This is a genomic window from Rhodopseudomonas boonkerdii (assembly GCF_021184025.1).
In the GTDB taxonomy this organism is placed as follows: Bacteria; Pseudomonadota; Alphaproteobacteria; order Rhizobiales; family Xanthobacteraceae; genus Tardiphaga; species Tardiphaga boonkerdii.
Map to the genome: position 1 here is coordinate 4,424,548 of NZ_CP036537.1, position 20,042 is coordinate 4,444,589.

Consider the following 20,042-nt stretch of genomic DNA (forward strand, 5'->3'; position numbering starts at 1 on the left):
GACCTTGTGAGCGAAGTCAGCTTTGAACAGCTTTTGTTCGTCTATTGAACTTATGTACGAATTTTATCGTTTGACTAATTCTAAGCAAGCAGAATTTTGCAGCAGGAGTTGCTGCGTTGCTGAGCAAGTGCAGCAATACTCGCTCATTACATCGACTTGCGAGGAGCGAACAGTTGTTCAATATACGGACGAAGACCAGGAGCAAGTAATGACAAAGACTTTGAAAAAGCGAGCCAATCGGACGGCGGGAGTACGTCCATGAGCAACGGTCTCGTCATCGTCGGCGCCTCTTATGCCGGCGTCCAGGCTGGCATCAGCGCGCGCGAGAAAGGCTATCAGGAACCGATCCGCATTGTCGCCGATGAAATCCACCTGCCCTATCAGCGACCACCGCTGTCCAAGGCCTTCCTGTCCGGCGACCTCGCCCACAACAGCTTGTTCCTGCGTGGCGAGGACTACTTCAAGGGTCAGGGTATCGAGATGGTGCTCGGCCATCGTGCCATCGAACTCGATCGCGCAGCGAGCCGCGTCACGCTCGAAGGCGGCGACAACCTGCCATTCGACTCGCTCGTCATCGCCACCGGCTCGCGCGCACGACGCCTCACCGTGCCCGGCCATGAGCGGGATGGCATCGTCTATCTACGCACACTCGATGACGCGCTGACGCTGAAGCCACGCCTCGAAGCCGCGAAAGATGTCGTCATCGTCGGAGGCGGCTTTATCGGTCTCGAAGTCGCGTCAACCGCGGCAAAAACCGGCAAGAAGGTGACGCTGATCGAGGCGCAATCGCGCCTGTTGGAGCGTGCGGTGTCACCGCTGATCTCGCAATTTCTGCTGGATATCCATCGTGCGCACGGCGTCGATATCCGCTTCAACGAATCCGTCGTGGCCATCGAAGGCAACGGCGCCGCACATGAGGTCGTCACCTCGAGCGGCTTGCGCGTGCGTGCCGATCTCATCGTGGCCGGCATCGGCGGCATCGCCAATGACGAGCTTGCTGTACAGGCCGGTATCATCAGTGCCAACGGCATCGATGTGGATGAGCACGGCCGCACCTCAGCTGACAACATCTACGCGGCCGGCGACGTCAGCAATCATCACAACAGCTTTGCGGGTCGCCGCGTGCGCCTCGAAGCCGTGCAGAACGCGACCGATCAGGGCAAAGCCGTGGGTTCGATGATCGCCGGCAAGCCGGAAGCCTATAACGCGGTTCCGCGCTTCTGGTCCGATCAATACGACGCCAAGCTGCAGATCGTCGGCCTCTCCGCACCGACCGATATGGCCGTGGTGCGCGGCGACATGCAGGACGGCAAGTTCTCGGTCTTCTACTATCGCGACGGCAAACTCACCGCGGTGGACAGCATCAACAAGCCCGGCGATCAGATGATCGCGCGTCGCCTGATCACCACGTCGCTGTCGCCAACGCCGGAGCAAGCCGCCGATCTCGCCTTCGACCTGAAGAAATTCGAAGCGGGCAAATAGGCCGACACCGCATGCCCAAGATCAAGCGCCCCGACGACGAGCGCGGCAACACCGACTTCATCGAAAGCCTCGATCGCGGGCTGCGCGTGTTCGAGCTGTTCGGCCGCCATGCGCGGCCGATGACGCTGAGCGACGTCGCCAAGGCCGCGGATCTGCCGCGCGCGACCGCCCGGCGCATCCTGTTCACGCTCGAGCATCGCGGTTATGTGGTCAGCGATGGAAAACTGTTCGCGCTGACACCGCAGGTGCTGACGCTGGCCGGCTCCTATATGACATCGAACCAGATCGTCACGATCCTGCAGCCGGTGCTCGACCGTATCTCCAGCGCGGCGCAGGAAATCTCTTCGCTCGCCGTGCTGCAAGGCAACGACGTGATCTTCGTCGCACGCGCGAGTCCGGCGCGGGTGTTCTCCGCCGGCATCGATCTTGGTTACCGGTTGCCCGCCTATTGTTCGTCGGTCGGTCGCGCGATGCTCGGAAAATATTCGAATGAAGACCTGACAGAGGTTCTCGATGCGATGACGCTGACAGCGATGACGCCATTCACGGTAACCGACAAGGAATTGCTCAAGGCCGCCATCATCACCGATCGCGAGAAAGGATACTCGCTGGTGGACCGTGAGGCCGAGCCGGGTTTCCGCTCGATCTCGGTGCCAGTGCGGCGCTATGATGACGCCATCGTTGCAGCAATCAATATGGGAGCCCATGTGGACCGGGTGTCCACCGGCGAAATGATCGATCGTTTCCTGCCGCTGCTGCGCGACGCCGCGACAACGGTGAAGCCATTATTGCTCTAGACTCAACCTTCATCCCAGTCCGAACGCAGTTGCGTTGGGACGGGAGGAATGGCCGAAGGCCACGTCTCGAAAGATATGCTCAACAACTCATGGTTCGCGACGGCGCTACGCGCCTCCTCACCATGAAGGACATCGAAGGACAGCCGACCATGCCGCATCTCGTGATCGAACATTCGAATGACGGCCATGGCGGCCTGCTCGATGTCACTAAACTGATGAAGGCCCTGCACGACACCGCCGCCGACACCGGCGTTATGAAGGCTGCTGACATCAAGGTCCGCGCGACCGCATTTGAAAACTATCTGGTCGCGGGACGGGAGGATGGCTTCTGCCACCTCTCGGTCTACCTGCTGGAGGGCCGAACGCCGGCGCAGAAGATCGCCTTAAGCGAGTCGTTACGCGAGACCCTGACAGTGTTGCTGCCGCAAACCAAAAGTTTAAGCGTCGACATCCGCGACATGGACCCGATCGCCTATCGCAAGCGACTGAACAATTGAAAGGGACGCCACGTTGCACCGCAACATCATTACTATCTAGACACGCGATCTTCCATCGTTACGATTTGCTTAAGCACCGTCTCCAGATGCGGCTGCAACGAACGATTGGGAGAGATGATTGACCGTACAAGGAAAAAGCGCGCGTAAGGGCCCGGACGAAGCGACGATTATCGGCTGGGGCCTGTTCTGTTTCACGTTGATATCGGCCGTTACCATGGTCGGCTTGTATCTTGGATTTCGGCATTAGCGCGACGCGCATCACCTGAAGATTGCCTGGCAAAAGCCCGCTCGAAGCATCTGGCGGGCTTTTATCTTGCCTGGGCCAGCCTCAAAATTGGCAAGAGGCCGCCCGGTTTCCACAAGCGACCTCTCTGTCGGATACCGGCCGGGAAGGCTCCGGTGCCACCGCATGAGATCGAAGCTCGGCCGACGTGGTTAACAGGAGGTTAATGGCTCTGCGACAACGCGGAAGCTGCCCCCAGCTTGAAGTCTAAATTCAAGCTCTGCATCGGTGATCGACCAAATCGCTGTCAGCGAGTTACTGCAATCCGGTCTGAAACTGATCGATATGAGGGGTACCGGCGGAAGCCGAGGATTGATGTAGGGCGGGCGTTAATCCGTCGCAAACTCGTTGTCCGGTCATCCAACGAATTCGTTAAGTCCTTGATTTCATGGTCGGAGTGGCAGGATTCGAACCTGCGACCCCTGCGTCCCGAACGCAGTGCTCTACCGGGCTGAGCCACACTCCGACAAGAGCCGGCTGTATAGCGACGGGTTTCGCAGACCGCAAGAACCCCTGTATGAAGCAGACGACATTTTTATTATGAACCTGCCATGCAAACGGCCCTCACCACCCGGATCGTCGACCCCACCGCCATCGAAGAGGCGGCCGAACGCCTGCGCGCGGGAGGATTGGTGGCCTTTCCGACCGAGACCGTCTACGGGCTCGGCGCGGATGCGGCCAATCCGCGGGCCGTGGCAGGCATTTACGAGGCCAAGGGCCGGCCGTCCTTTAATCCGCTGATCGCTCATGTGGCGGACCTCGCGGCCGCCAGACGGATCGCGCGGTTCGATTCCCGCGCCCTGACGCTGGCCGAAGCGTTCTGGCCAGGCCCGCTGACGCTGGTGTTGCCCAAAGAGACCAACTGCCCGGTGTCTGACCTCGCCACCGCCGGGCTCGATACGGTGGCGATCCGGGTGCCGGATCATCCGGTTGCGCATGCCCTGCTCGCAGCCTTCGGCGGTGCCGTGGTGGCGCCCTCCGCCAATATCTCCGGCCATGTGTCCCCGACCACCGCCGCCCATGTGAAGGCCGACCTCGACGGCCGCATCGACATGATCCTCGATGGTGGGCCTGTGGAGGTCGGGGTCGAATCCACCATCGTCGGCTGCTTCGAGCACCCCATGCTGCTGCGGCCGGGCGGCCTGCCACGTGAAGCGATCGAGCAGGTGCTCGGCATGGCGCTGACGAGGCCGCCGGAGGAACCGGAGAGCGACGCCAGCCAGCCGCTGGCACCCGGCATGCTGGCCTCGCATTATGCTCCGCGTACGCGGGTACGGCTGATGGTCGAGGACGTGAAGCCCGGCGAGACCCTGCTCGCCTTCGGTCCGGCTGCGCTGCCGGGAATCGCTCATGCCAGGGCTGTGATGAACCTCTCCGAAAGCAGCGATCTCGGGGAAGCCGCCGCCAATCTTTTCGGCTATCTTCGTGCGCTCGATGCCATCGCTGTGGACTCAGGCGCCATCGGCATTGCCGTGATGCCGGTGCCTGGGCACGGCCTCGGCGAAGCCATCAATGACCGGCTGCGCCGCGCCGCCGTGTAACCGGATTCAAGACCAAGAAACGTTAGGGACTTTCCATGAATTTCGTATTCCCGAAGCCGGCGCCGCTCTCGTCCGACACCATCGCCCGCTTCGCTGCCATCGTCGGTGACAAGCAGGCGCTGACCGATCCCACCGATGTGCATGCCTATGTCACCGAGGAACGTAACCTGTTCACCGGCACTTCGCCGCTGGTGCTGCGGCCGGGCTCGACCGCGGAAGTCGCCGCCATCTGCAAGCTCGCCACCGAGACCCGCACCGCCATCGTGCCGCAAGGTGGCAATACCGGCCTCGTCGGCGGCCAGACGCCCTATGGCGGCGAAGTCGTGCTGTCGCTGAAGCGCATGGACAAGATCCGCGATCTCGACACCTCTTCGAACACCATGACCGCCGAAGCCGGCCTCGTGCTGCAGATCGCGCAGCAGCGCGCGGCCGATGTCGATCGCCTGTTCCCTCTCTCGCTCGGCTCCGAAGGCAGCTGCACCATCGGTGGCAATCTCTCCAGCAATGCCGGCGGGACGACCGCACTGGCTTATGGCGTTGCGCGCGAAATGGCGCTCGGCCTCGAAGTCGTGCTCGCCGACGGCCGCATCCTCAACGGCCTGTCGAAGCTGAAAAAGGACAATACCGGCTATGACCTGCGCAACATCTTCATCGGCGCCGAAGGCACACTCGGCATCATCACGGCAGCGACGCTGAAGCTCCTTCCCAAGCCGCGGGCGGTCGAGACCGCCTTTGTCGGCCTGAAATCGCCCGACGACGCCCTGAAGCTTCTCGACATCTCGCGCGGCGCCGCCGGCGGCAATCTCACCAGCTTCGAACTGATCGCGCATATCGCCGTGGATTTCAGCGTCCGCCACGGCATCGGCATTCGCGATCCGCTCACCAGCAAGCATGACTGGTACGTGCTGATGGAATTGTCGTCCGGCCGCGACGACGCGCGCGCCACGCTGGAATCGATCCTCGAAAGCGGCTTCGAAGACGGTATCGTCGATGACGCCGTCATCGCCGAGAACATGAGCCAGCGTCAGGCGTTCTGGAAACTGCGCGAGGAAATTTCGCCGGCGCAGAAGCCGGAAGGCGGCTCGATCAAGCACGATATCTCGGTCCCTGTCGCCGCCGTGCCCGCCTTCATCGCTGAGGCCAATGCTGCCGTGGCGAAGGTGATGCCGGGTGCTCGCCCCGTGCCGTTCGGACATCTCGGCGACGGCAACATCCACTACAATGTCAGCCAGCCCAGCGAGACGCTCGGCGACAAGGCCGGCCGCGAAGCCTTCCTGTCGCGCTGGCACGACGTCAGCGATGTCGTGTTCGAAGTGGTGCTGCGCATGGGCGGTTCGATCTCGGCCGAGCATGGCATCGGTCAGCTCAAGGCCGCCGATCTGCCGGGCGTGAAGGATCCCGTTGCCATGGAGCTGATGCGCAGCTTCAAGGCCATGCTCGATCCGCTGAACATTCTCAATCCCGGCAAGGTACTGCTGCCGGTACAGCCATGAAGATCACCCCCATCGCCGACGCCGACATCCCTGTCGTCATCGATCTCTGGCAGCGCTGCAATCTCGCACGGCCGTGGAACGACAGCGCCGCCGACATCGCCCTCGCGCGCCGTGACGAGAACTCCGACATCCTGATCGGGCGCGATGACGACAGCATCGTCGCGTCGGTGCTGGTCGGCCATGACGGCCATCGCGGCTGGGTCTATTATGTCGCCGTCGATCCCGATCATCAGGGCAAGGACTTCGGCCGCGCCATCATGGCGGCAGCCGAAGACTGGCTGCGTACGCGCGGCATCGAAAAACTGATGCTGCTGGTGCGCTCCGACAATACCAAAGTGCAGAAGTTCTATGAGAAGCTCGATTACGTCGAGCAGGACCGGGTGCTCTACGCGAAGTGGCTCGATGGCCGGCCGATGACGCCGTAGGTCACTCGCTCCCTCATGGTGAGGAGGCCTGGCGGCGCAATTGCGCCGCTGAGAGCGCGTCTCGAACCATGAGATCACCCGGCTCCGAGTGCATGGCCATCCTCCGAGACGCGGCCGTCGGCCGCTCCTCAGGATGAGGCGCAGTGCAAGGATCGCTCTTCAAAACAACGATCCCTGCCCGTCGTCCTCAGGCGCCGTGGCCACCTTACGCTGAACTTTCCGCACGGGCCGCGCTGCCGCTGCCATCTCCTCCTCCGAGATCGGCAGGATCAGTTGCGGCTCATCGATCGCGACTCTGCCCACCGCAGGCGAGACCGGATGCCACGCAAAGGCGCCATCCGCCGGCGCCGCCAACAGCTCGATCACGTCAGCAGCACTGTCAGTGCTGCAATCCAGCCAGTGACCGAACTGGCCCGCCGCAATCGTCACGGGTACCCGGTGATGCAGCACCGACATGCCCGTGGTCGCTTCAGCCGTGATGATGGCCACACTGTCCATCTCCTCGCCGTTCGGCCCCATCCAGGTCTCAGCAAGCCCGGCGAAACCGATCGGACCGCCGGCCCGGGGATAGATAAAATACGGCTGTTTGCGGCCACCGTTACTTTGCCATTCGTAATAGCCATCCGCCGGGATCAGGCAGCGACGCCGGCGGATTGCGTTCTTGAAAGCGGGCTTTTCTTGCACGGTTTCGGCGCGTGCATTAATCAACAGCGTGAACTTGCGTGGGTCCTTTACCCAGGACGGGACAAAGCCCCAGCGCATCAGCCGGAAATGACGATTGCCATTCTCATTGATGACGACAGGCACAGGCTGGGTTGGAGCAATATTATAGCGCGATGGGAGATTTGGCTGTTCGTTGTAGCCAAATACCTGTCGCATCGCCTCCGGCGTGGATGTAATGACGAACCGTCCGCACATTCCGATGGTCAAACCTTGAGTCTTCAGGTCGTTTTAACCCGAAACGCCAACAGTGGCGAATATGAGCATGACGGCCCTGCAACCGGTGCAAGACAATCTCCTCGATTGGAAGAGCGCGAGCACGGGCTTTCCTGCATCAGCCGATACGCTGGCTGCCGCCAATATCAATCCGCGCACGGGCCTCGCCACCGACTACCTGAATCACTTCAACGAAGCGATCATGCTGCTCGAACTGATTCCGGACATGCCAGACTGTTACGAACTGTTCTTGGAATGGCAGCCGCTCAGCTATGCCGAGCATTTCATTCGGTCGAATTTCAAGGGCCGCGATCTCGCCGTCGCAGCCTACGAAGCAGCGCCATCTGCCGTGCGTACCGAATTCGATGCGATCGTCGCCAAGATGATGCAGATTCTCTCAACCGTCGGCGATGCCATGCGCACGGTGCAACATGACGCGACACGCGCCAGGCTGGCCGAACAGGCCGCCCGCTGGGTCAAGCCGATGATCGGCACCGCTGGCGGCATCATCAACGGCCGTGACGAACAATCCGACATCGACAGCATCATGGCGCAGTAAGGCCGTTTCATTGTCCCAGCCCACGCACCCGCAGCTAGCCACCAGCGCCGCCATTTTTCGCGACGGCAAGGTGCTGCTCGTCCGCCGCGCCCGGTCACCCGGCAAGGGATTCTATTCGCTGCCCGGTGGCCGGGTGGAATTCGGCGAGTCGCTGGCTGAAGCGCTGGCGCGCGAGGTGATGGAAGAGACCGGCCTTGTCATCGACATCGTCGGCCTGTCCGGCTTCCGCGAGGTGCTGCCGAAGGACGGTGTAGGAGGCCACTATCTTATCATGTCCTTCGCCGCCCGCTGGGTGGAAGGCTCCCCCGAGCTCAATGACGAGCTGGACGACTTCCAGTGGGTCGCCCCTGCCGATCTCGGCCAGTACAAGACCACCGAGGGACTGGCCGCGATCCTGGCCATGGCACAGGATCTCGCCGGCTGAGCCGCTTTCCCATCTCCGGCGCTTCGCCTTGCTTCAGCCGCTTCAAACAGGCATATCTGCCGGGTTCCCGGACCCATCATGCGCAAGCCGTTCCTCGCTATCCTGATTACCGCAGCATCCCTTGGTTTTGCGCAGGCCCGCGCGCAGGACGGTGCTGCGCCATTCGACGGCGACCTGCAGCGCATGTCGGAAATCCTCGGCGCCTTGCACTATCTACGCGGTATCTGCGGCAACAATGAAGGCAACAAATGGCGTAGCGAGATGCAGGCGCTGGTTGATGCGGAAACACCGTCGGGCGAGCGTCGCTCCCGCATGATTGCAGCCTTCAATCGTGGCTATAACGGCTTCCAGCAAACCTATCGCACCTGCACGCCGGCAGCCAATACGGCGATCCGTCGCCATGTCGAGGAAGGCGCGCGGATTTCTCGCGATCTTACTGCGAGATACGCCAACTGATGCGCAACATCGACACCATCTTCTTCGACCTCGACGGGACGCTGACCGATCCAAAGATCGGCATCACCAGCTCAATTCAATATGCGCTCGAGAAACTGAATATTCCCGTTCCGACACAGGACGAATTGACCTGGTGCATCGGCCCGCCGCTGCGCGCAAGTTTCGTGTCGCTGCTGGGCGGCGAGGAACATGCCGATCGCGGCGTCGAACTCTATCGCGAGCGCTTCGGCACCATCGGCCTGTTCGAGAACACGCTGTATGACGGCATCGTCCCCGTTCTGGCTGCGTTGCAATCCTCCGGGCGGACGCTCTATGTCGCCACCAGCAAACCGCATGTGTTTGCCGACCGCATCATCGATCATTTCGATCTGCGCAAGTATTTCGCGCGCGTATTCGGCTCGGAGCTGGACGGCACCCGCGTCGACAAGAGCGACCTGCTCCGCTACGCGCTGAATGAAACGGCCGCCGATCCTACCCGCACGATCATGATCGGCGATCGCAAGCACGATGTGATCGGCGCCGCGAACAACGGCATGGCGGCGATCGGCGCCGTGTATGGTTATGGTGGGCGGACGGAGCTGACCGAAGCTGGCGCGAAGCATCTGGTGACAGCGCCGGCGGAGATTACGGGGCTGATCGATTAAGCGCCCCTACCGTACTCCGCCCTCATCCTGAGGAGCGCGCATCGCGCGCGTCTCGAAGGATGGCCGCCGGCTTGGGGCCCGGCCAACTCATGGTTCGAGACGGCGCTACGCGCCTCCTCACCATGAGGGCAGGAGACAGCTTCAGTGCTTGTTGACGCCCATATAGCCGAACAGGAATCCCGCCACCTTGCGCTTCTGGATCTCCTCGCTGCCTTCAGTGATGCGATAACGGCGATGGTGACGATAGATGTGCTCGAATGGTTTGTGGCGTGAATAGCCCATGCCGCCATGCACCTGCATGGCCCGGTCGGCGGCCTCGCAGCACAGCCGGTTGGCCCAGTAGTTACACATAGAGACCTTGTCGGACAGCGTGTGCTCGACCTGCGCCTGGGTGAGCTGGTCCATCTCCCAGGCCGTCTTGCGGATCAGGAGACGCAGCATCTCCGCCTGCGTCGCCAGTTCCACCAGCGGAAACTGGATGCCTTGATTCCGCGCCAGCTCCTCGCCAAAGGGTTTTCGCTCGCGTGCATATTTCACGCTTTCATTGATGCAATAGACCGCTGCGCCGAGCGAGCTTGCGGCCTGCCGAATGCGATTTTCATGAACGAAACATTGTGCCAATGAGAGGCCGCGGCCGATCTCGCCGAACAGCGCATCATCCGGCACGAACACGTCAGTAAACGACACGCGCGGATGATCGGTCGGCATGTTGAACGTCCACATATACTCTTCGACCTTCACGCCATCGGTCTTAGCCGGCACAAGGAAGCATGTGATTCCGTGCGCATCGCCGTCCTTGCCGGATGTGCGCGCAAACAGCGCGCAATGCGTGGCCACATGCATGCCCGTCGTCCACATCTTCTCGCCATTGATGAGCCAACCCTTGACGCCATCGCGGGTCGTTTCGACCGCCGTGGTCTCCATATGCGTGGCATCGGAGCCGTGATCAGGCTCTGTGAGACCGAAGGTGATGCGATATTTGCCAGTGATCGAGCCCTCGATCATCTCCTTCTGATCGTCACGCCCGTAGCGATCCAGCATCGTCACCAGCGGCAGATTGCCAACGATGGAATGCTCGTTCTGCAGATCGTTGTGAAGGCCGAGGCCCTTGGTTGCAAAGTGCTCGCGAATGACGGCCATCCAGAGATTGTTGCCGTCCTTCCCGCCATAGCGCTTGGGAATCGCAAAGCGCAGATGGCCGGCGGCGTCGGCGCGATTCTTCGCCTCGCGCAGCAGTTTCTCCCATTCATGGCGTGGCAGGCCGCCATTATCGAAATCGGTGCGCGCCCATTCTCGTCGGTGATCGAAGAAGCGGATATTGTCATCCTGCTCTTCGAGCGGCTTGATCTCGCGGAGAATGAAGGCGTCGAGCTCGGCGAGGTAGACAACCAGATCGGCCGGCAAGGAAAAATCCACGGCGCTGCTCCCGATGTTTTGTGTGAGCTTTGTTGCTCTTGTTAATCGCACGATTAAGATGGCATCGTCCGATCAAGTCAAGCACGGCACCGCTTATTCTGCCCGACGAAAAACACCGCCATTAATGGGAGGCCACCATGGCCCTGCAATTCTCTACCGTGACCCGCAACGGCCCGATCACCATCGTCACGCTGTCGCGTCCGGAAGTTTACAACGCGCTGCACACCGACGCGCATAACGAGCTGCACGAGGTGTTCAACGACTTTGCGAATGATCCCGAACAGTGGGTGGCGGTCGTCACCGGTGCCGGGGACAAGGCGTTCTGCGCGGGTAATGATCTGAAATGGCAGGCCGCCGGCGGCAAGCGCGGCTGGAACACGTCGGGATTCGCCGGCCTCACCGCGCGCTTCGATTGCGACAAGCCGATCATCGCTGCGGTGAACGGTGTCGCCATGGGTGGTGGTTTCGAAATCGCGCTCGCCTGCGACCTCATCATCGCTGCGGAGAACGCGACCTTCGCGCTGCCCGAACCGCGCGTCGGCCTTGCCGCTCTCGCCGGCGGCCTGCAGCGCCTGCCGCGCCAGATCGGCATGAAGCGCGCGATGGGCATGATTTTGACGGCACGTCATGTCAAAGCGCAGGAAGGTTATGAACTGGGCTTCGTCAACGAAGTCGTGCCACAGGGCGAGGCGCTGAATGCAGCTTTGCGTTGGGCCGAGACGATCTGCCAGAATTCGCCGATGTCAATCCGTGCATCGAAGCAGGCGATCCAAAAAGGCATGCAGGTGTCGCTCGAACAGGCGATTACCGAACAGCGCGATTATCCCGCAGTGAAGGCAATGGCGGCTTCGGAGGATTATGTCGAAGGTCCGAAGGCATTCTCCGAGAAGCGCAAGCCGAACTGGAAAGGAAAGTAGCTCCCGCTACTTTTGTGTCTCACGTTTGTACGCGGCATAATTCGGCTGATCGACCTTGAGCTTCGCCAGGGTCGTCTGCCAGAGATGCTCTTTGACACTAGGCGTGGCGAGATCGATCTCGCCGCTCCGGATGCGAGCGGCAAGGAGCTGATTGAGTGCCTTCAATTCGCCCTCACCGAGCAGCGCCGTCAGGCGCTGATGCTCCTCATTCTCGCTTCCGTCCTGCAACTGCCGCGTCACCAGATCGAGTGCATTGATCGCCACGCGCAGCTTGAAGCCTGCGTGTCCTGATATATCGGGCGCGATATCGTTACGGAGAAAATCCGCGACCGCCTTCACCAGTTCGTCCGGCCTCGGTTCATCCTGCATGTCATGACCTCCGCGGCGCCAGCAGCCTGAGCAGATCGATCTCGGTCTCCGATGCACGCCGTCCGATCATCGCGCGCTCCATCGAATGATCCGGCCCAATCCGAAATCGCTGCATCATGCCCACACACATCACACCCCAGCGCAATGTGCCCATGACTTCCCAAAACTTCACACGTGCAGCATCGACTTTAATGCCGCTTGCGGCTTCATAGCCTGCAAACAGATCCTCATATGCACCGAAGCCACCAACCGGTTTGTCGATGCCGCCGAAACGCCAGGAGTTGACGCAGATCCAGCCGAGATCTTCCATGGGATCGCCGAGATGCGCGAGCTCCCAGTCAAGCACGGCGCGCACGCCATCGGCGCCGATCATCAGATTGCCGTGTCGAAAATCGCCATGCACCAACGTGACACGTTCGGACGGGCCGGGATCGTGATCACGCAGCCAGCGTAAAGCCAGCTCGAAAACCGGCCGCGGCCAGCCGAAATTATCGAGCTCTCGTTGCAATTCGGCGACTTCCGCTGCGGCGTCCATGCGGCGAAGTTGCGGCAACACAGAGGCAGGCAATCCATGAATGCCCGCGAGAATTTCTCCGCACTGCCGCGCCAGTTTCGGTCTGATCGCGGCGAATTCATCGTCGCGGAGAATCTTGCGCGGGATCGTCTCACCAGCGACTCGCTGCATGATGAAACCCGTGCCAAGCTCATCGGCTGCCCGCAAAACATGCAGCACCTTCGGCGACGGGACGCCTGCGTCATAAGCGAGTTGCATCAGCACCGCTTCGGCATCCAGTCCCGCCGCGCGGCCGGGTGCGGCGCCATAGCCCGGCGGCGCCCGGCGCAAAATGGCACCGATGACGCCATCGGGATGCGCGATATCAAACGACCACGTCTCCTGGCTGGCGCCGCCGGACAAACGCTTCGCATCCACAACGCCCGTGGCGCCGGGGCACCACGATGGAACGCTGCGCGACAGCAGCTCAGCAATGGGCGCTGAGCTCAAGGCTTTACTTGCCCGTGAATTTTGCGGGACGCTTTTCGAGGAAGGCCGACACGCCTTCCCTGAAATCCGGCGAAGCGCCGGCGATGCGCTGCGACTGCACTTCGAGATTGATCTGGTCCTCGAAGGAATTTTCCGGGCTGTCCCAATAGAGCTTGCGGATCAGCGACAGCGCCACCGTCGGCCCGTTGGCGAGATCGTGGGCAAGCTTCATCGCTTCGTCCATCAGCGCCGCATCCTCATAGACGCGATTGACGAGCCCCCATTCCAGCGCCTTCTCGGCAGGAAGTTTTTCGCCGAGCAGCGAGAGCTCGACCGAGCGTGCCTTGCCGATCAGGCGCGGCAGAATCCAGGTGGAGCCGCAATCCGGTACGAGACCGATGCGGCGGAAGGCCTGCAGGAAGTAGGATGACTTCGCACAAAGAATAAGGTCACCCATCAGCGCGAAGCTCATGCCGGCGCCGGCAGCGGGGCCGTTCACGGCAGTGACGATCGGGCAATGCAGGTTCTGCAAACGGCGGAGGAACGGATGGAAGGCCGTCTCCAGCGTTGCGCCGGCATTGCTGCGCTTGCCGGTGATCTGATTGTTGCGGCCCTGCAGATTGGCGCCGGTGCAGAACGCGCGGCCCGCGCCGGTGATAACGAGACAGCGCACATCGTCGCGGCGATCCGCGATCTCGTCGAGCGCTTCGGCGAGGCCGCCGAGCATATCGACCGACACCGCATTCATCACTTCCTGATGATCGAGCTTCAGGATGGCGACCTGGCCGTCGAAATCGAGCGTGACGTGTTTGAACTGCATGGTTTCCTCGCGATGGACCCGCGTCTTATTCCGCGGTGTGGGACTCATGTTTGTGCATGATCTGATCCGAAAACCGGCATCCCCTTTTCGGGATCATGCACCTGGATTTCGACCAGCATATTTGATTTTTCGCACGCGCTTGTCCATGCTTCCGATGGAACAGCTGATCATCAAGGGACGCAGGCTTAACCTGCGCCAGGACGAGGAAACACCGATGAGCAATATTTTCGATCTCACCGGCCGCGTGGCCGTGGTTACCGGCGGCAATGGCGGCATCGGCCTCGGCATCGCGCAGGCACTGGCTGCCGCCGGCTGCAATGTTTCGATCTGGAGCCGCAATGCAGAGAAGAACAAGGCCGCGGCGGCGAGCATGGCAAGCCTGAACGGCAAGGTGGACACGCAGATCTGCGACGTCACCGATACCGCTTCGGTGAAAGCCGCGATGGCCGCGACGCTGAAGACCTTCGGCCGCGTCGATGGCTGTTTCGCCAATGCCGGCATCGGCGGCGGCGGCCGGCACAATTTCATCGATCGCACCGAGGAACAGTGGCGGACGATGTTCGCGACCAATCTGGATGGCGTCTTCCATGCTTTCCAGGTGGCAGCGCGGCACATGACCGAGCGCGCCGAAGGCGGCGACAGGTTCGGCCGGCTGGTGGCAACCTCCAGCCTCGCCTCGATCTTCGGCACCGCGCGCAACGAGCACTATGCGGCGACGAAAGCGGCCATCAATGCGCTGGTGCGCGCGCTGGCGGTGGAACTGGCGCGGCATGGCGTGACGGCCAATGCGATCCTGCCGGGCTGGATCAAGAGCGACATGACGGCGGGCATCATGGGCAACGACAAGTTCGTCGCCAATGTGATGCCGCGCATCCCGGTGCGGCGCTTCGGCGAGCCTGAGGACTTCGGCGGCATCGCGGTTTATCTGATGAGCAAGGCGTCGTCCTATCACACCGCGGATACGTTCGTGATCGATGGTGGATATACGGCGTTTTAGCAACCGTCATTGCGAGCCTTGACGAATTGGCCGCGCCAATTCGTTTGGGCGAAGCAATACAGTTTCTTCTTGGTTGGCTTGCTGGATTGCTTCGCGCTTCGCTCCTCGCAATGACGATCGTCAGGCCGTCGCCGCTTCCCGTCGATCCGCCGCCATCCCCATCTCAAAGCCCTCATATCCTTTCGCCGCGACCTCGTCGCAAATCTTGCGATACACGCCGACGCCGCCGATATAGGGCATGAAGATGCGGGGCTTGCCGGGAATGTTGGCGCCCATGTACCAGGAATTGGCCTGCGGGTAGAGCGTCGCCGCCGCCACTTCGTTGACGTGATCGACCCATTTATCCTCGGCTGCGCGCGTGGCCTCGATGGTTTCGGCGCCGCGCTTGCGCATGGCGCTGAGGCAATCGGTGATCCAGTCCACGTGCTGCTCGATGGAAACCAGCATGTTGGACAGCACCGATGGCGAGCCGGGGCCGGTGATGATGAACAGGTTCGGAAAGCCCGCGCTCATCAGGCCGAGATAAGTGCGCGGACCTTCCGCCCATTTGTCGTTCAGCGTCCGGCCATGGCGGCCGCGGATCTCGATCTTGGCGACGGAGCCCGTCATCGCATCGAAGCCGGTGGCGAGCACGAGGGCATCGACCTCATAATCGCTGCCGCCGGTACGCACCGCATGGGGCAGGATTTCCTCGATCGGATTCGTCTTGATATCGACCAGCTTCACATTCGGCCGGTTGAACGTCTTGTAGTAGTCGGTATCGACACAGATGCGCTTGGTGCCGACGGGATGGCTGTTGGGCTGCAGCAACCTTGCCGTTTCCGGATCTTTCACGATATCCGCGATTTTGTTGCGGATGAAGTTCGCAGCCGTGTCGTTGGCCGCGAGATCGAGACCGAGATTGTTGTAGACGCCCATGAAAGTGAGGCCACCGGAAGTCCAGCGCGCTTCGTATTTCTCCTGGCGCGTCTCCTCGGGATCGTCCAGCGCGCCGCGATCCGGCACCGGCTGATAGATGCCGTTCTTCATCTCCTCGCGCGCGATGCGGCGGATCTCCGCATAGTTGTCACGAAACGTCTTGCGCTCCGCATCGGTGAGCTTTGCGTTGCGCGCGGGCACGCTGAAATTCGCGGTACGCTGAAACACATAAAGCTGGCTGGCCTGCTCGGCGATGATCGGGATCGACTGGATCGCCGACGAGCCTGTGCCGATCACACCGACGCGCAGTCCGGTGAAATCCACATTGTCATGCGGCCAACTGCCGGTGTGATAGACCTTGCCCTTGAAATCCTTCAGCCCCTTGAAATCCGGCGAGCGCGCGTTGGAGAGGCAGCCGGTGGCGAGCACGACATATTGCGCGCTCGTGCTGACGCCGCCCGACGTTGTCACCGTCCAGCGGTTTCCGATTTCATCGAATACAGCGGATTCGACCCGGGTATTGAATGCGATATCGCGGCGCAGATCGTAGCGGTCGGCGACATGGCTGGCATAACGCAGGATTTCCGGCTGCGGTGCGTAACGTTCGCTCCAGTCCCAGGTCTGCTGCAACTCGTTATCGAAGGAGAACGAATACTGCATGCTCTCGACATCGCAGCGGGCGCCGGGATAGCGGTTCCAGTACCAGGTGCCGCCGACATCGCCGCCTTGCTCGAAGACTTTTACCGACAGGCCGAGGCCCCGGAGCTTGTGCAGGAGATAGAGGCCGGAGAAACCGGCGCCGACGATCACGACGTCGGTCTGCACCGTGCTGGCTCTTCGGGTTTGGACGGATTGCGGCTGCGCTGCGGCCATCATTTCACTCCCGGATTTTTTTGCCTTGTTGGGCACAGCATTTCCCGTAGAGCGCGAAAGCGCAAGCACGAAATCGGGAAGGCCGGCGCGCGGAATTTTGCGGGGCGGAATGAACTCTCTAACCTCTCCCCGCATCTTGCGCGGGGAGAGGTCGCCGCGTCTTCGCGGCGGGTGAGGGGCATGGCACTGACATCGCCGAAAAATGAGAACTAACGGATCGCCTCGACGACAATGTGATCCGTTAGATTTCTGATGTTGGCAGGCATCGTGCCCCGCCCCTCATCCACCTCCGCTGCGCGGAGGCACCTTCTCCCCGCGCAGAGCGGGGAGAAGGAAGAACGCTTGCGTCTCCCTCACCTTCCGCTAGCCTCCCAACCAATGCCGCCACATGAAGCGGCCAATCGGGAGACGCGCATGAAATCTCCGATCTGCGACATGCTGGGAATCGATTTTCCCCTGCTCGCTTTCAGCCATTGCCGCGATGTTGTCGCTGCCGTCAGCCGCGCCGGCGGCTTCGGCGTACTTGGCGCGACAGCGCATTCGCCGGAAACGCTGGAGCAGGAATTGAAATGGATCGACGATCATGTCGACGGCAAGCCCTACGGCATCGATGTGCTGATCCCGGAAAATATTTCCACAGCCGGTGAGAAACACGTCACCTGGAAATCGCTGGAGAGCCGCATCACGCCGGAGCATCGCGATTTCACCAAGAGTCTGCTGAATAAATATGGCGTCGATCTCCGGGTCACTGAAGTCTCCGCAGATCAACCGCAGCCTTTCGATGGCGAGACGGCGCTGCGGCTGCTCGATATATCCTTCCGGCACCCGATCCGCCTGATCGCCAATGCGCTCGGCGTACCGCCGAAGGCGATGATCGAGATGGGCAAGGCGCACGGCGTGCCGGTGGCTGCGCTGGTGGGCGCCAAGGAACATGCGATCCGGCAGGTGGCAGCTGGCGTCGATATCCTCGTGGCGCAGGGCACCGAAGCCGGCGGCCATTGCGGTGAGGTCTCGACCATGGTGCTGGTGCCGGAGGTGATCAAGGCCATCAAGCCGATCCGCGACGTACCGGTGCTCGCCGCCGGTGGCATCATGACGGGTAAGCAGATGGCAGCCTGCATGGCGATGGGCGCGGCCGGTGTATGGACCGGCTCGGTGTGGCTGGCGACGACGGAGTCGGAAACATCCGAGATTTTCCGTGAAAAGATGATCGCTGCATCGTCGCGCGATGCGATCCGCTCGAAGGGCCGCACCGGCAAGCCGGCGCGGCAGCTGCGCTCGGTATGGACCGATGCATGGGACCGCGGGCCGGACAGCCCTGGCGCGCTGCCGATGCCGCTGCAGAGCCTGATCAGTCGCGATGCCTTTGCGTCGATCGATCGTTCCGCTGCCGCCGGCAATGCGCAGGCGCGGGATCTGGTCAGCTATTTCGTCGGGCAAGGCGTCGGGCTGATTGACAGCGTGAAGTCCGCGGGGGCAGTTGTGCAGGAATTCAAGGAGGACTTTGCCGAAGCGGCGGAGTGTCTGAACATGCTGGTGAGCGAATAGCTCCGCCCTCATGGTGAGGAGCGCGCACCTCGCGCGCGTCTCGAACCATGATTGGCTTGGTACCGCGTTCGCGGCTCCTCAGAATGAGGGACCGAGTTGGAATGAGAGAGAACAAGAAAATGACAAGGCAACCTGAAGATCGCATCCCCGTCATCGTTGGTGTCGGTGAATTCTCCGACCATCCGAAGGAACTCACGCAAGGGCTTGAGCCGCTTGCACTGATGGAGGAAGCGCTGAGGCGTGCCGAGCAAGACTCCGGCGGCAAGCTGCTCAAGGATATCGACTCGCTCGACATCGTGAATTTCCTGAGCTGGCGTTACACCGCGCCGGAAAAACAGCTCAGCAAGAAGCTCGGGATCGCACCGAAGCATGCTTACTACGGCCCCGTGGGCGGTGAGAGCCCGATCCGCTACATCCACGAAGCAGCGCAGCGCATCGCGCGCGGCGAAGCGCAGGTCGCGGCGATCACCGGCGCGGAATCGCAAGGCACCGCGACGAAGGCGGAGCGAGCCAAGGTCGAGCTGCCATGGACCCCGTTCGCCCACGATGCCCCGGAGCCGCTGCGCGGCGCCGCCTATCAGAAGCCAATGGCGGTGCAGCTCGGCGTCAACAAGCCGGTCACGGTCTATCCGTTCTATGAAGCTGCTTCCGCCGCGCATTGGGGACAGACGCCGCGCGAGGCGCATCGCGAATCCGGCGAATTATGGTCGCGCTATGCAAGCGTGGCGGCGACCAATCCGGAAGCATGGAACAAGAAGGCCTTCACGCCGGACGAGATCACCACACCGACGGCGGACAACCGGCTGATCGCCTGGCCCTATACGAAACTGATGGTCGCCAATCCGATGGTGAACCAATCGGCAGCGATCCTTGTCACCAGCCTTGCCAAGGCGCGCGCCGCGGGCGTGCCGGAGGATCGCATGGTGCATATCGTCGGCGGTGCCTCGGCGGAGGAACCGCGCGACTATCTCGACCGCGACCAGTATGTGGAGAGCCACGCGCAGAATGCCGTGCTGAAATCCGTGATGGCGCTGGTGGGCGGCTCAGGCACGGCATTCGACGCGATCGAGCTCTATAGCTGTTTCCCCTGCGTGCCGAAGATGGCACGGCGCACACTTGGGCTCGGCGCCGACGTGATGCCGACGGTGACTGGCGGACTGACATTTTTCGGCGCACCGCTGAACGACTACATGGCCCATGCGGCTTGCGCCATGGTGCGCAAGATTCGCGCGGGCACGAGGACAGGACTGCTCTATGCGCAGGGCGGCTTCGTGACCAAGCATCATGCGCTGGTGGTGTCGAAGGATGCGCCGGCCGAACCGATCGCGCAGAACATCAGCGTGCAGGCGGAAGCCGATCGCCAGCGGGGGCCGGTGCCGACCTATGTCACCGAGGCCTCGGGTGATGGCACGGTGGAGAGCTTCACGGTGATCTATGGCCGCGGCGGCGAGATCGAGCACGGCGTGGTGATCCTGCGCACGGCTGCGAATGAGCGGGCGCTGGCGCGGGTGCCGGCGGGGGATGGCGCGACACTCAAGATGCTGATGGATCAGGACCGGACGCCAGTGGGCGCGAAAGGGAGAATCAGCACCGCAGGTGACGGGGTGCTGGAGTGGAAGGCGGCGGGATGAGGCTTGTGGCTCCCCCACCCCGGCCCTCTCCCGC

General features: G+C 61.8%; 20 protein-coding genes and 1 tRNA gene. 14 read left to right on the forward strand and 7 right to left on the reverse strand.

The genetic code is table 11. The annotated features are described in order from the left end of the window. Positions 1-258 precede the first annotated feature (258 nt). The 3 genes from E0H22_RS20315 (at position 259) to E0H22_RS20325 (ending at position 2,776) form a co-directional block, all read left to right on the forward strand. Positions 259-1,482: an NAD(P)/FAD-dependent oxidoreductase gene (locus tag E0H22_RS20315; protein ID WP_233022787.1), complete on the forward strand. Its 1,224-nt coding sequence runs from the start codon at positions 259-261 to the stop codon at positions 1,480-1,482. Positions 1,483-1,493: 11 nt separating this feature from the next. Beyond that, positions 1,494-2,279, forward strand: coding sequence for an IclR family transcriptional regulator domain-containing protein (locus E0H22_RS20320; RefSeq protein ID WP_233022788.1), 786 nt, complete (start codon positions 1,494-1,496; stop codon positions 2,277-2,279). A gap of 122 nt (positions 2,280-2,401) precedes the next feature. Beyond that, positions 2,402-2,776 carry a 5-carboxymethyl-2-hydroxymuconate Delta-isomerase gene (locus E0H22_RS20325; protein WP_347340804.1) on the forward strand — a complete coding sequence of 125 codons (375 nt, stop codon included), beginning with the start codon at positions 2,402-2,404 and terminating at the stop codon, positions 2,774-2,776. Between the two features lie 672 nt (positions 2,777-3,448). Here E0H22_RS20325 and E0H22_RS20330 read toward each other — a convergent pair. Then, positions 3,449-3,525 (reverse strand) — tRNA-Pro (locus tag E0H22_RS20330). 85 nt (positions 3,526-3,610) lie between these two features. Between E0H22_RS20330 and E0H22_RS20335 the strand changes: the two genes are divergently transcribed. The 3 genes from E0H22_RS20335 to E0H22_RS20345 are packed head-to-tail and all read left to right on the forward strand — an operon-like array spanning position 3,611 to position 6,518. After that, the gene (locus E0H22_RS20335; RefSeq protein WP_233022789.1) at positions 3,611-4,600 is read left to right on the forward strand and encodes an L-threonylcarbamoyladenylate synthase; all 990 of its coding nucleotides are present in this window, start codon (positions 3,611-3,613) and stop codon (positions 4,598-4,600) included. 35 nt (positions 4,601-4,635) lie between these two features. Then, entirely contained in the window at positions 4,636-6,093 is a 1,458-nt protein-coding gene (locus E0H22_RS20340; RefSeq protein WP_233022790.1) for an FAD-binding oxidoreductase, read from the forward strand. Beyond that, complete coding sequence (locus E0H22_RS20345) at positions 6,090-6,518, forward strand: GNAT family acetyltransferase (RefSeq protein WP_233022791.1); 429 nt, start codon at positions 6,090-6,092, stop codon at positions 6,516-6,518. Before E0H22_RS20340 ends, E0H22_RS20345 begins: the two co-directional genes overlap by 4 nt. Positions 6,519-6,677: 159 nt before the next feature. Here E0H22_RS20345 and E0H22_RS20350 read toward each other — a convergent pair whose 3' ends face one another. Then, positions 6,678-7,436: an SOS response-associated peptidase gene (locus tag E0H22_RS20350; RefSeq protein ID WP_233026448.1), complete on the reverse strand. Its 759-nt coding sequence runs from the start codon at positions 7,434-7,436 to the stop codon at positions 6,678-6,680. Between the two features lie 61 nt (positions 7,437-7,497). On the opposite strand from E0H22_RS20350, the gene E0H22_RS20355 reads away from it, so the two are divergent. From E0H22_RS20355 to E0H22_RS20370, 4 genes are all read left to right on the forward strand, one after another. Next, on the forward strand, positions 7,498-8,013 hold the full coding sequence (locus E0H22_RS20355) for a hypothetical protein (RefSeq protein ID WP_233022792.1): 516 nt from the start codon (positions 7,498-7,500) through the stop codon (positions 8,011-8,013). 10 nt (positions 8,014-8,023) lie between these two features. Further along, positions 8,024-8,437 carry an NUDIX hydrolase gene (locus E0H22_RS20360; RefSeq protein ID WP_233022793.1) on the forward strand — a complete coding sequence of 138 codons (414 nt, stop codon included), beginning with the start codon at positions 8,024-8,026 and terminating at the stop codon, positions 8,435-8,437. Positions 8,438-8,515: 78 nt separating this feature from the next. After that, entirely contained in the window at positions 8,516-8,893 is a 378-nt protein-coding gene (locus E0H22_RS20365; RefSeq protein ID WP_233022794.1) for a TIGR02301 family protein, read from the forward strand. A gap of 8 nt (positions 8,894-8,901) precedes the next feature. Then, positions 8,902-9,537: an HAD family hydrolase gene (locus E0H22_RS20370; RefSeq protein ID WP_233026449.1), complete on the forward strand. Its 636-nt coding sequence runs from the start codon at positions 8,902-8,904 to the stop codon at positions 9,535-9,537. A gap of 141 nt (positions 9,538-9,678) precedes the next feature. Here the strand turns inward: E0H22_RS20370 and E0H22_RS20375 are convergent, their stop codons facing one another. Then, entirely contained in the window at positions 9,679-10,953 is a 1,275-nt protein-coding gene (locus E0H22_RS20375) for an acyl-CoA dehydrogenase family protein (RefSeq protein WP_233022795.1), read from the reverse strand. A 137-nt stretch (positions 10,954-11,090) separates the two neighbouring features. On the opposite strand from E0H22_RS20375, the gene E0H22_RS20380 reads away from it, so the two are divergent. Beyond that, positions 11,091-11,870 carry an enoyl-CoA hydratase-related protein gene (locus E0H22_RS20380; RefSeq protein WP_233022796.1) on the forward strand — a complete coding sequence of 260 codons (780 nt, stop codon included), beginning with the start codon at positions 11,091-11,093 and terminating at the stop codon, positions 11,868-11,870. 6 nt (positions 11,871-11,876) lie between these two features. Here E0H22_RS20380 and E0H22_RS20385 read toward each other — a convergent pair whose 3' ends face one another. Genes E0H22_RS20385 through E0H22_RS20395 form a run of 3 tightly spaced genes read right to left on the reverse strand, consistent with a single transcriptional unit; the run spans position 11,877 to position 14,041 of the window. Beyond that, the gene (locus E0H22_RS20385; protein ID WP_233022797.1) at positions 11,877-12,239 is read right to left on the reverse strand and encodes a DUF6285 domain-containing protein; all 363 of its coding nucleotides are present in this window, start codon (positions 12,237-12,239) and stop codon (positions 11,877-11,879) included. A gap of 1 nt (position 12,240) precedes the next feature. Further along, positions 12,241-13,242 carry a phosphotransferase family protein gene (locus tag E0H22_RS20390; protein WP_233022798.1) on the reverse strand — a complete coding sequence of 334 codons (1,002 nt, stop codon included), beginning with the start codon at positions 13,240-13,242 and terminating at the stop codon, positions 12,241-12,243. 4 nt (positions 13,243-13,246) lie between these two features. Then, complete coding sequence (locus E0H22_RS20395) at positions 13,247-14,041, reverse strand: enoyl-CoA hydratase/isomerase (protein WP_233022799.1); 795 nt, start codon at positions 14,039-14,041, stop codon at positions 13,247-13,249. A 214-nt stretch (positions 14,042-14,255) separates the two neighbouring features. Between E0H22_RS20395 and E0H22_RS20400 the strand changes: the two genes are divergently transcribed. After that, the gene (locus E0H22_RS20400; RefSeq protein ID WP_233022800.1) at positions 14,256-15,038 is read left to right on the forward strand and encodes an SDR family NAD(P)-dependent oxidoreductase; all 783 of its coding nucleotides are present in this window, start codon (positions 14,256-14,258) and stop codon (positions 15,036-15,038) included. Positions 15,039-15,158: 120 nt separating this feature from the next. Here the strand turns inward: E0H22_RS20400 and E0H22_RS20405 are convergent, their stop codons facing one another. Continuing rightward, complete coding sequence (locus tag E0H22_RS20405) at positions 15,159-16,829, reverse strand: flavin-containing monooxygenase (protein WP_233022801.1); 1,671 nt, start codon at positions 16,827-16,829, stop codon at positions 15,159-15,161. 414 nt (positions 16,830-17,243) lie between these two features. On the opposite strand from E0H22_RS20405, the gene E0H22_RS20410 reads away from it, so the two are divergent. After that, positions 17,244-18,377, forward strand: coding sequence for a nitronate monooxygenase (locus tag E0H22_RS20410; RefSeq protein ID WP_233022802.1), 1,134 nt, complete (start codon positions 17,244-17,246; stop codon positions 18,375-18,377). A 119-nt stretch (positions 18,378-18,496) separates the two neighbouring features. Further along, positions 18,497-20,008, forward strand: a complete 1,512-nt coding sequence (locus E0H22_RS20415; RefSeq protein WP_233022803.1) for an acetyl-CoA acetyltransferase — start codon at positions 18,497-18,499, stop codon at positions 20,006-20,008. Positions 20,009-20,042: the final 34 nt, after the last annotated feature.